13 protein-coding genes are annotated in these 9,585 nt (G+C 66.3%); 4 read left to right on the top strand and 9 right to left on the bottom strand.

The window, feature by feature from the left end:
- Positions 1-115 precede the first annotated feature (115 nt).
- The 4 genes from Q8R73_RS11645 to Q8R73_RS11630 all read right to left on the bottom strand — a co-directional run bounded on the left by Q8R73_RS11645 (position 116) and on the right by Q8R73_RS11630 (position 2,151).
- Positions 116-721 carry a pyridoxamine 5'-phosphate oxidase family protein gene (locus Q8R73_RS11645; RefSeq protein WP_305719694.1) on the bottom strand — a complete coding sequence of 202 codons (606 nt, stop codon included), beginning with the start codon at positions 719-721 and terminating at the stop codon, positions 116-118.
- 22 nt (positions 722-743) lie between these two features.
- The gene (locus Q8R73_RS11640) at positions 744-1,148 is read right to left on the bottom strand and encodes a DoxX family protein (protein WP_305719693.1); all 405 of its coding nucleotides are present in this window, start codon (positions 1,146-1,148) and stop codon (positions 744-746) included.
- A gap of 111 nt (positions 1,149-1,259) precedes the next feature.
- On the bottom strand, positions 1,260-1,883 hold the full coding sequence (locus Q8R73_RS11635; protein WP_305719692.1) for a hypothetical protein: 624 nt from the start codon (positions 1,881-1,883) through the stop codon (positions 1,260-1,262).
- 22 nt (positions 1,884-1,905) lie between these two features.
- Entirely contained in the window at positions 1,906-2,151 is a 246-nt protein-coding gene (locus Q8R73_RS11630) for a DUF2188 domain-containing protein (RefSeq protein WP_305719691.1), read from the bottom strand.
- 148 nt (positions 2,152-2,299) lie between these two features.
- Between Q8R73_RS11630 and Q8R73_RS11625 the strand changes: the two genes are divergently transcribed.
- Together Q8R73_RS11625 and Q8R73_RS11620 are read left to right on the top strand one after the other, a co-directional pair.
- The gene (locus Q8R73_RS11625; RefSeq protein ID WP_305719690.1) at positions 2,300-2,566 is read left to right on the top strand and encodes a DUF2277 domain-containing protein; all 267 of its coding nucleotides are present in this window, start codon (positions 2,300-2,302) and stop codon (positions 2,564-2,566) included.
- Positions 2,567-2,658: 92 nt separating this feature from the next.
- Positions 2,659-2,862, top strand: a complete 204-nt coding sequence (locus Q8R73_RS11620; protein WP_305719689.1) for a hypothetical protein — start codon at positions 2,659-2,661, stop codon at positions 2,860-2,862.
- 15 nt (positions 2,863-2,877) lie between these two features.
- Here Q8R73_RS11620 and Q8R73_RS11615 read toward each other — a convergent pair whose 3' ends face one another.
- The 3 genes from Q8R73_RS11615 to Q8R73_RS11605 all read right to left on the bottom strand — a co-directional run bounded on the left by Q8R73_RS11615 (position 2,878) and on the right by Q8R73_RS11605 (position 5,627).
- Positions 2,878-3,414, bottom strand: a complete 537-nt coding sequence (locus Q8R73_RS11615; RefSeq protein ID WP_305719688.1) for a collagen-like protein — start codon at positions 3,412-3,414, stop codon at positions 2,878-2,880.
- A 119-nt stretch (positions 3,415-3,533) separates the two neighbouring features.
- The gene (locus Q8R73_RS11610; RefSeq protein ID WP_305719687.1) at positions 3,534-4,706 is read right to left on the bottom strand and encodes a cytochrome P450; all 1,173 of its coding nucleotides are present in this window, start codon (positions 4,704-4,706) and stop codon (positions 3,534-3,536) included.
- Between the two features lie 153 nt (positions 4,707-4,859).
- The gene (locus Q8R73_RS11605; RefSeq protein WP_305719686.1) at positions 4,860-5,627 is read right to left on the bottom strand and encodes an SDR family NAD(P)-dependent oxidoreductase; all 768 of its coding nucleotides are present in this window, start codon (positions 5,625-5,627) and stop codon (positions 4,860-4,862) included.
- 115 nt (positions 5,628-5,742) lie between these two features.
- Here Q8R73_RS11605 and Q8R73_RS11600 point away from each other — a divergent pair, with 115 nt between their 5' ends.
- Positions 5,743-6,231 carry a J domain-containing protein gene (locus Q8R73_RS11600; protein ID WP_305719685.1) on the top strand — a complete coding sequence of 163 codons (489 nt, stop codon included), beginning with the start codon at positions 5,743-5,745 and terminating at the stop codon, positions 6,229-6,231.
- Between the two features lie 274 nt (positions 6,232-6,505).
- A complete protein-coding gene (locus tag Q8R73_RS11595) occupies positions 6,506-6,946 on the top strand; it encodes a hypothetical protein (RefSeq protein WP_305719684.1) in 441 nt (146 codons plus the stop codon).
- A 272-nt stretch (positions 6,947-7,218) separates the two neighbouring features.
- Here Q8R73_RS11595 and Q8R73_RS11590 read toward each other — a convergent pair whose 3' ends face one another.
- Both Q8R73_RS11590 and thiC read right to left on the bottom strand, forming a co-directional pair.
- Complete coding sequence (locus Q8R73_RS11590) at positions 7,219-7,401, bottom strand: hypothetical protein (protein ID WP_305719683.1); 183 nt, start codon at positions 7,399-7,401, stop codon at positions 7,219-7,221.
- Between the two features lie 312 nt (positions 7,402-7,713).
- Positions 7,714-9,585: phosphomethylpyrimidine synthase ThiC (gene thiC / locus Q8R73_RS11585; protein ID WP_305719682.1), on the bottom strand; the 1,872-nt coding region annotated here is incomplete at its 5' end.

Here is a 9,585-nt window from a genome sequence, read left to right as displayed (position 1 = left end):
AGCGAGCACTAGGACGACGAACGCAACGGCTCGTCATGGCCGGGCTTGACCCGGCCATCCACGTCTTCGAGCGCGCGAAATCATAGAGCGCGCTCAGGCCGCACTCCCAAATCTCTCACAGCTGTTCCCGGTAGCGCGCCTCGACCGCGGCCTGGCTTTCCGGCTCGCCGAGGCTGGTCTGGTCGTGGATCACCTGGCTGATGCTCGGAAGCATCGATCGTTCGACCCGGGTCTCCGGCGACCACAGCTTCGAGCGCATCAGGGCCTTGCCGCAGTGGAAATAGGCCTCGAGCACGCTGACAACGAGCGCCGCGCGCGGCAGCTTGCCGAACTCGACCATCGAGGCCAGCAGATCCGGATCCGCCGAGACCTTGCCCTTGCCTCCGACCCGCAGCGTCTCGTCGATGCCCGGCACGAAGAAGATCAGCTGCACGAAGCCCGAGCCCTCGACGATATTGCGAAAGCTGTCGATCCGGTTGTTGCCGGAGCGATCCGGCATCAGCAGCCGGTTCGGTCCGGCGACGTGGACAAAGCCGGGATTGCCGCCGCGCGGCGAAGCATCGACGCTGCCGTCGGAGCCGGAGGTGGCAAGCACGCAGAACGGCGACATCGCGATGAACTTTTGCGCATGCGCGTCGATCTCGGGCCGCGCCTTGGCGATCACGCGCGGCGAGGGATCAGGATAGATCGCATTGAGGTCGCTGGCGGCAAAGTCGGTCAAGGGAATCTCCTGCGAACATCATTCATCGTGAGGTGTCGAGCATAACATCGGGATGCTGCCGCCGCCACGGCCAGTCGATGACGCCGGCGCCGTACAGCGCCCACCAGATGATGACGGGCTGCAACGCCAGCCTTGGACCGTGATAGAGCCAGCTGCTTGCGATGTAGGGCAGGTCGATGCCGTCGATTGCGTGCTTGAAATTGGCGGGCCAGACGCACAGCGCATAGGCCGCCAGCGCCACGCCGGCCCACCAGCGCAGCGGCCTGGTCACCAGCGCGACGGCGCCGGCGATCTCGCATAATCCGGTGACGAGGATGAGCTGCGGCGCCAACGGGACCCAGGACGGCGTGATCGCGAGCAGCTTGTCCGGCGCCGCGAGATGCGCAACGCCCGCCGCCGCGTAGAACACGGCAAGGATCCAGCGCATCACCGCGCGGCGGCTATCGGAACACGCGTGCTGTGGGACGGAAGGCATGCGCAGGGTTAGCATGTCCGGTGACATCGGGCCATGCGGTCCGATCCTGGGCCAGCACGGCGGCTATTTCGTCACCAGGTCGCCGAACAGGGTGTAATTGGCTTTCGGACCCTGCATCACCAGCGTCCAGTGCGAAAAATCGCTGGCGCTGGTGCAGCTGTTGCCGCCGCCCTGCAGGATCAGGGTGAGCAGCTGGCGGGGCGCGATCCCCGGCCGGAATACGCCGCTGCCGGCGGCGGGTGCGGTGAGTTTCCATTCCTTGTAAAGAACGGGCCCTTGCCCCTTGTCGGGGCGGTCGCGCGGGTCGACCTCGAATACCGACATTGTTTTCGGACGGGCCATCGACAGCATGCCGGTGCGGCCGAGCTTGTCGCGGAACGAGAGCTCGAGCCGGTCGTCCAGCCATCTTGCCGAGAGTTCGTAACTCCCCGACGGCGTCGCAATGCCCTCGATTTCGGCGGCGTCGCCTTCGCCCGCGAACAGCGTGGCCTTGCCGGCAAAGCGCAGGCTCTCGATCTCCTGTCGCTTGCCGGAATCCAGCGCGACAGTGGCGACGTTGCGCTGGCCTTGCTGGGTGCAGCAGGCGCAGGCGAATGCCGGCGGGGTGGTGCTGAAGAAAACGGCGATTGCCAGCGACAGCGACAGCACCAAAGCAAGGATGCGGCAGCGGCGGATCGCGGGGGTCATCGCCTGGCCTTCCCGCTGGCTTCTACCGCTTGTCTTCGACGTCGGTGTCGGGACGGTCGCTGCCCGCGGCGGTTTCGGTATGCCATTTGCCGTCGGCGGTCTCGTATTCGATCGCCTCGGTGCGGCCGGGCACGCGCTGCTCGGCGGCGGCCCGCTTGGCGGCGGCCAGCGCCACGGCATGGCTGGGAAACGGTTCCGAAAATACGCCGTTGACGGTGTAGGCCCAGCCGCCGTCGTGCTCGACGATCTTGTAGGTGACATGGCTCATGTGGAACTCGCTTCCTGGCTGGCGCGCGGGGATGATCGCCGCCCATTCTATGACAAGATGGGGTCGCGCTGTAGGGTTTGCTACCGGTACTTCGTCCTCGGTTCGGGTGACGCGGTCACCGACCGGGGCCGGGACAGGGAGAAGACAAATGTGCCGCAACATCAAGACGCTGTTCAATTTCGATCCGCCCGCGACCGGCGACGAGATCCACGCTTCCGCGCTGCAGTTCGTGCGCAAGCTGTCGGGCTTCAACAAGCCGTCGCAGGCCAATGCCGAGGCGTTCGACCGCGCGGTCGCCGAAATTTCCGATTCGGCCCGGCGGCTTCTGACCTCGCTGCACACCCACGCGCCGGCGCGCGACCGCGAGACCGAGGCGGAGAAGGCCAGGGAGCGGTCAAGGCTGCGGTTCGGCTGAGCCGCAGCGCGCGTTGCGTGACGCGCCTCACGGTGCGACGGCGCGGAGGCGGGGCATGATGGCGGCACACGTTCAGCCGTCGGAGCACAGCCATGAACCCGATCACCCGATTGAAACTCAGTTCCGTCCTGTTCACGGTGTTGTGGACCGGCGGCATGGTGTGGTGGAGCGGGGCGTATGATCCCGCCAATATCATCATCCTGTCGGTCTGCGGCGCCGTGGCCGGCTATTTCTGGTACCGCGCGATGCGCTGGCAATTCCGGCTGATGGGCATGCTGCCGCGCAACGGACAGTGAACCGGCGCGGGCAGGCTACTTCTTGTCCTTGTGCTTGTGCCGCTTCTTCTTTTCCTTGCGATCGTCGTCATCGTCGTCGTCGCCGTCATCATCGCCCTGTTCGGCCGCAGCAAGCGCCTCGCGTTCGGCAGCCTCGCGTTCCGCGGCTTCGCGCTCGCGCGTCCGCTTGTAGTCCTCATAGGCGTCGAACAGCAGATGCAGCCACGGCATCACCTGTTCGATCGACGGCAGTTGTCCCGGCGGTCCGGCTTCGCCGCGCGGCCCCGGCTCGCCCTGCGGGCCGGGCTTGCCCTGCACGCCGGGCTCGCCACGGGGACCTTGCGGACCGGGCTTGCCTTGCGGCCCGGCCTCGCCCTGCGAACCGGGCTTGCCCTGTGGACCGGGCTCGCCACGGGGGCCCTGTGGACCGGGCTTGCCTTGCGGGCCCGGCTTGCCGCGCGGACCTTCCAGTCCGGGCCGGCCGGGATGCCCTTGCGGGCCGGGGCGACCCGGCTCGCCGCGCGGGCCCTGCGGCCCCTGTTTGCCCTGCCGAATAGCGCGATCGTCTGCCACTTGCCCACTCCCGAGATGATTTCGAGGCGATTTCTACCAGACCTGTGATGACAGCAGCAATTGCGCCGATGGCGCGGGCGGATCTGATCAACATCAATCGTCGCGGCGTGTCCCTCGCGCTAACCCCTGTCCCACATGACCGGCAGATTGAGCAGTCCGCGAAACGCCCAGCCGCCGATCCGCACCGGCTCGCTTTCGTCGAGCCGCAAGCCCTTCAACCGCGCGAACACGCTCGGCAGCGCCACGTCGGCGACCATCGCGCGCGAGGCAAAGGCGCCGGCGCAGTAATGCGGGCCGGCGCCGAACGCGATGCTCTTCTGGGTGTTGCGGGTGACGTCGAAGCGATCGGGATCGGCGAAGCAGGCTTCGTCGCGATTGGCCGAGCCGAACATGAAGAACACCCGGTCCTCCGGCTCGAAATCGACGCCGCCATAGGACCAGGGTTTGGCGACCCGGCGCGGCGACATCCCGATCGGCGCGATCCAGCGGGCATATTCCTCGAACACGTCGAGCCATGACGCCTTGCCCTCGCGCACCAGCGCCAGCTGCTCCGGATGCGTCAGCAGCGCCCAGATCGTGCCGGCAATGGCGTCGCGCGGCTCGTTCTGGCCGCCCGAGATCGCCAGCTTGATATTGGCGCGGATGCTGTCGAGCGGCATGGAGGCGGCCAGCAGCACGCTGAGGATCGAGCTGTCGGGATGTTTCGTCAGCACCGGGATCATGTCGTCGATCGCGGCATCGATCCCGGCGGTGGCGGCGTGGCAGCGCGCTTCCACCTCCTTGTTGCCGGTATAGTTGGCGATGCCGTCGATCATCGCCTGCGACCACGCGTCCATGTCCGCAAAGCGCATGTTGGTCAGGCCGGTGACGTTCTTCAGGCATTCGGCCGACAGCGGCAGCGCGAACGCCTTGCAGAGATCGGCGGCGCCGCACGGCGCCAGTTCGTCGAGGATGCGGTCGGCATGGGCCTGGAACTGGCGGCGCCAGGTGTCGCGCACGGTGCGCGGCGACACCGAGGGAAACATCGCGGCGCGCTCGGCCATGTGCGCCTCGCCGTCCTTGCGCATCATGTTGTGGCCCATCAGCGTGTTCATCAGCCCGGCCGGCTGATGCGAGGAGAACACGTCGATGCGCTTTTCCTGGCTGAAGATGTCGTCGCGCCGTGTGAACACCGTGGAGCCGAGTTGCGGCACGAACGCGATCGGCGCGTCCTTCCGCATCTTCGCCAGCGCGGGGTAGGGATCGGCCCAGAAGCTGGCGACGTCGATGTCGAAATGCGGGGCGTTGGACATGGGGGAGAAACCTCTGGCTGTTGGGCTTATCGCATGTTTTTCAGCCGTCATTGCGAGCGAAGCGAAGCAATCCATCCTTCACCGAACTCGCTGCCCGATGGATTGCTTCGCTTCGCTCGCAATGACGGTTTCGTGCGCCTAACGCGTGCGGCCTCAAATCGTCCGGTAGCCGCCATCGACCATCACCATCGAGCCGCTGACATAGGCCGACAGATCCGAGGCAAGGAAGATCGCGGGTCCCACGATGTCCTCCGGCTTGCCGGGGCGCCCGAGCGGGGTGTGGTCCATGAACACCCGGACCAGGTCCGGATTGGTGGCGCGCACCTTCTCGTTCAGCGGGGTCTCGATGAAGCCGGGGCCGATCGCATTGGCGCGCACGCCGTCCTTGCCGAGTTCGGCGGCGAGCGCCTTGGTGAAACCGAGCACGCCGTGCTTCGAGGCGGTGTAGGCCGGCGAACTCGGCGTGCGCAGATGCACAAAGGACTGGATCGAGCCGATGTTGACGATGCGCCCCTTGCTGGCGCGCAAGGGGGCCAGGAACGCATAGGTCACGTTGAAGACGCCGGTGAGGTTGATGGCGATGATGTCCTCCCAGTCGCCGATCACCGCCTCCGCCGCGCCCAGCAGGCCGTTGCGCCGGGCGATGCCGGCATTGTTGACGAGGATCGAGACCTGCCCGACGGTGTCGGCGATCTTCTTCGCGACCGCGACGCAGTCGTCGCGCCTCGTCACGTCGAGCGCGAAACTCTCGGCCTTGCCGCCGCTGCCGCGGATTTCCCGCGCGGCTTCGGCCGCGGCCTTCTCGTTCATGTCGAGCAGCACCACCCGCGCGCCCTCTTTGGCATAGCCTGCCGCGATCGCGCGTCCGATTCCGGACGCCGCGCCTGTGACGACCGCGATGTGGTTTTCGAGAAGGGGCATGGGGTTTCCTCAGGTGTTTTTGATTGTTGGGTCCGGACAAATTAATTCAAGTTCGAGCATTCGGAAACGGAAAGCTTTACCGGAGCGCTGTATGAATTCGCCCAGGTAAGGCATCATGGACAGCAAACCAGGCGAATGGCAGCTCGATGTCGAGCGGATCTGGCAGGCCGACGCGCCTGACTGGAGCGAAGCCGCGCGCCTCGCCGACGTGATGGCGCGGACCGCCGCCGAACTGCTGCTGCGGCAGGCGGCCACCCAGGCGCTGCCGATCCTGCGCCACGCCGCGCTGGAGCCCGCCGACCCCGCCATCACCGACGCCGCGCGGCGCCGGCTCGGCATCATCCGCGAAGTCCTGCACGGGCTCACCACGCCGAAATTCGGCCGGCGCGACCTCCCGGTGAAGGAGCCGGCGCCGGAGGAGGTGCACCGGCAACTCCTGGGCCTGCCGCTCGACCGCCGGCTGTCCGCGCCGGAAATCCACCGTGCGTACAAGCGCGCCGCCAAATCCGCGCATCCCGATGCCGGCGGCAGCGCGCAGGCGTTCCAGGCGCTGTCAGCGGCGCGCGAAGCGCTGATCGCGGAAGTGCGGTTCAGCCGGGGGTAGTGACGGAAATGGGCACGGTGCGATCATGCGCGCGTGCCCATCTTCTCCGCCGATCAAACCGTATTTTCGGAGCGAGCCGTGAGCTCGGCGCCCGGATATTGAATGAGTGTTCGGGCGCCGCATCCGGTTCAACGCGGCGGGCGCGGACCCCCGCCGTGGAACCCGGCTTGGACGCGGTGCCGTTAGCCGATCCGGGCCGCGCTTGGTATTGTGACCGCAGCGATTCGCTGCGCCCCCGCACCGCCCGCCCACAATTCCCGGAGGGAACCCGTCCATGACCATCTCGTCCGCCATCCGCGTCGCGCTGCTTGCGCTGACGGCTTTCGCCGGCACGGCCCTGTCCTCCGCCTCTCATGCCGACGAGGGCAGGGTGCAGCTCACCATCTACAAGGCGGGCTGGGTGATCGGCGGCTCCGGCGGCAGCGGCACGCTGTCGTTTCGCGGACGCAATTACGCGCTGTCCGCCGGCGGCCTCGACTACGGCCTGGTGTTCGGCGGCTCCAAGACCGTGCTGCGCGGCCGCGTCAGCAACATCAACCGCGCCTCCGACGTCGCCGGCGTCTATGGCGCGGCCGGCGCCGGCCTCGCGGTCGGCAGCGGTGCCCGCGCCATCGTGCTGACCAACCAGAAGGGCGCGATCCTGGAACTGTCCGGCCGCCAGACCGGCCTGATGGCGAATGTGGATCTCAGCGGCCTCGCGATAACGCTGAAGTAGGGGGTGGAGCGTAGGGTGGGCAAAGCGCAGCGTGCCCACCACCTTCCTGCCGAAATCAAGAATGGTGGGCACAGCGCGAAGACGCGCTTTTGCCCACCCTACGTCAGGTGGTCGCATCGCCATGACCCGTCATCCTCCGCCACCGGGTCTCGCCTTTGGCGAGCCCGATGACAGGCTCCAGCGGAGGATCCAGTACGTCGCGGCCTGTCTATTCCACCACTACTGTCTCTGAATACTGGGTCACCCGCATGCGCGGGTGATGACAACCGAGATTATAGCAACAAGCACGCGTCCGTGTTGTCGCGGCGCCCGGCTTCGCCCAGGGCCGATCCGCCATCCGGGCGCGCCATGTCGCGCGGGCGCCGGCTGGTGACGCGAAACAGCGTGTGCACCGTGTTGCCGACCGTGGCGCAGCCGCCGCGCATGTTGGGAAGAATAAGGACCGCTTCGTTCATAGTGATGCTCCCGTTGTTGCTGCCGGGACAATGTGCGGACACTTGTTTGGTTCGCGGTAAGGTATGGGTATGGTTGAGAATGTGTGAAGGGCTCGCAGGAGGGAGCGGGCGCTCGACGTCGGGTGAAAACAGGATCACCCGATCCTTTGCGGTGCACGGCGCGGCAGTTCGTTCGCCGAACCCCAGCTTGCCACCCAGCCTTTCACGTCGTGCAGTCCATCAAACCCATTGCAGCTAAGACAAGAAAAGGGCCGGGGGGTCGCCCGGCCCTTGCGGGTTTGATGTAATGACCAGTTGGGACGAGGAGAAGGTCTACAAAACCCGATTGCTCTCCTTCACCTTCTCCGCATCCAGGTAAACCTGCCCGCCCATTTCCTTGAACTTGGCGGACATCGTCGCCATGCCGTCCTCGATCACGCCGGACATCGTCATCCCCACGTTACCACCCGCGACCGCGCGCTTGTCGGGGTCGTTCAGCGTTGCCGCATAATCCCGCACGTCCTGGGTGATCTTCATCGAGCAGAATTTCGGGCCGCACATCGAGCAGAAATGCGCGACCTTGTGGGCGTCCTTCGGCAGCGTCTCGTCGTGGTAGGCGCGGGCGGTTTCGGGGTCGAGGCCGAGGTTGAACTGGTCTTCCCAGCGGAAGTCGAAGCGGGCGCGGGAGAGGGCGTCGTCGCGTAGTTGCGCGGCGGGGTGGCCCTTGCCGAGATCGGCGGCGTGGGCGGCGATATTGTAGGTGATGACGCCGACCTTGACGTCGTCGCGGTTGGGAAGTCCCAAGTGCTCCTTCGGCGTCACGTAGCACAGCATGGCGCAGCCGAACCAGCCGATCATGGCGGCGCCGATGCCTGAGGTGATGTGGTCGTAGCCGGGGGCGATGTCGGTGGTCAGCGGCCCCAGGGTGTAGAACGGCGCCTCGCCGCATTCCTTGAGTTGCTTGTCCATGTTGATCTTGATCTTGTGCAGCGGCACATGGCCGGGTCCCTCGATCATGACCTGGCAGCCCTTCTTCCACGCGATCTGCGTGAGTTCGCCGAGCGTCTCCAGTTCGGCGAACTGGGCGCGGTCGTTGGCATCGGCGATCGAACCCGGCCGCAGGCCGTCGCCGAGCGAGAACGAGACGTCGTATTTGCGCATCAGGTCGCAAATCTCTTCGAAGTGCGTGTACAGAAAACTTTCCTTGTGATGCGCCAGGCACCACTTCGCCATGATCGAGCCGCCGCGCGACACGATGCCGGTGACGCGGTTGGCGGTGAGGTGGATGTAGGGCAGCCGCACGCCGGCGTGGATGGTGAAATAATCGACGCCCTGTTCGCACTGCTCGATCAGCGTGTCCTTGTAGAGCTCCCAGGTCAGTTTTACGGGATCGCCGTCGCACTTTTCCAGCGCCTGGTAGATCGGCACGGTGCCGATCGGGATCGGGGCGTTGCGCAGAATCCATTCGCGCGTGGTGTGGATGTTGCGCCCCGTCGAGAGGTCCATCACGGTGTCGGCGCCCCAGCGGATCGCCCACACCATCTTGTCGACTTCCTCCTCGACCGACGAGGTGACGGCGGAGTTGCCGATATTGGCGTTGATCTTGGTGAGAAAATTGCGGCCGATGATCATCGGCTCGAGTTCGCCATGATTGATGTTGCAGGGGATGATGGCGCGGCCGCGCGCGATCTCGCTGCGAACAAACTCCGGCGTGACGAAGGCCGGCACCGCGGCGCCAAAGCTCTCGCCGTCGGCGATGGAAGCCTCGGCGCGCTCGAGCTGCACCTTGCGGCCGAGGTTTTCGCGGGTGGCGACGTAGATCATCTCCTTGGTGATGATCCCGGCGCGGGCGAATTCCAGTTGCGTGATCATGTGATCGCCGACGCCGCGCAGCGGCCTGTGGTGCGCGGTGAAGGATTTGGCGGCATGCGCCGCGCCGACATTGCCATTGTCTTCCGGCTTGATGTCGCGGCCCTGGTATTCCTCGACGCCGCCGCGCTCTTTCACCCATGCGATGCGGCCGCGCGCCAGCCCGGCATTGACGTCGATGGTCACGGACGGATCGGTGTAGGGCCCCGAGGTGTCATAGACCGGCAGGTCCGGCTCGCCGGCGCCCTTGCTCAGGATGATCTCGCGCAGGGGCACGCGCAGGTCCGGCGCCTCGTCGGGCGTCACGAAGATCTTTCGCGAGGACGGCAGCGGCCC

It is taken from the genome of Bradyrhizobium sp. (assembly GCF_030697065.1).
In the GTDB taxonomy this organism is placed as follows: domain Bacteria; phylum Pseudomonadota; class Alphaproteobacteria; order Rhizobiales; family Xanthobacteraceae; genus Bradyrhizobium.
This window is presented reverse-complemented; position numbering and strand designations above follow the sequence as displayed.

Excerpts from the sequence above, each read along its gene's own strand:
- Q8R73_RS11635 (WP_305719692.1), bottom strand. The coding sequence starts at position 1,883 with ATGACCCCCGCGATCCGCCGCTGCCGCATCCTTGCTTTGGTGCTGTCG.
- Q8R73_RS11610 (WP_305719687.1), bottom strand. The coding sequence starts at position 4,706 with ATGTCCAACGCCCCGCATTTCGACATCGACGTCGCCAGCTTCTGGGCC.
- Q8R73_RS11640 (WP_305719693.1), bottom strand. The coding sequence starts at position 1,148 with ATGCGCTGGATCCTTGCCGTGTTCTACGCGGCGGCGGGCGTTGCGCAT.
- Q8R73_RS11605 (WP_305719686.1), bottom strand. The coding sequence starts at position 5,627 with ATGCCCCTTCTCGAAAACCACATCGCGGTCGTCACAGGCGCGGCGTCC.
- Q8R73_RS11625 (WP_305719690.1), top strand. The coding sequence starts at position 2,300 with ATGTGCCGCAACATCAAGACGCTGTTCAATTTCGATCCGCCCGCGACC.
- Q8R73_RS11595 (WP_305719684.1), top strand. The coding sequence starts at position 6,506 with ATGACCATCTCGTCCGCCATCCGCGTCGCGCTGCTTGCGCTGACGGCT.
- Q8R73_RS11630 (WP_305719691.1), bottom strand. The coding sequence starts at position 2,151 with ATGAGCCATGTCACCTACAAGATCGTCGAGCACGACGGCGGCTGGGCC.
- Q8R73_RS11590 (WP_305719683.1), bottom strand. The coding sequence starts at position 7,401 with ATGAACGAAGCGGTCCTTATTCTTCCCAACATGCGCGGCGGCTGCGCC.
- Q8R73_RS11620 (WP_305719689.1), top strand. The coding sequence starts at position 2,659 with ATGAACCCGATCACCCGATTGAAACTCAGTTCCGTCCTGTTCACGGTG.
- Q8R73_RS11600 (WP_305719685.1), top strand. The coding sequence starts at position 5,743 with ATGGACAGCAAACCAGGCGAATGGCAGCTCGATGTCGAGCGGATCTGG.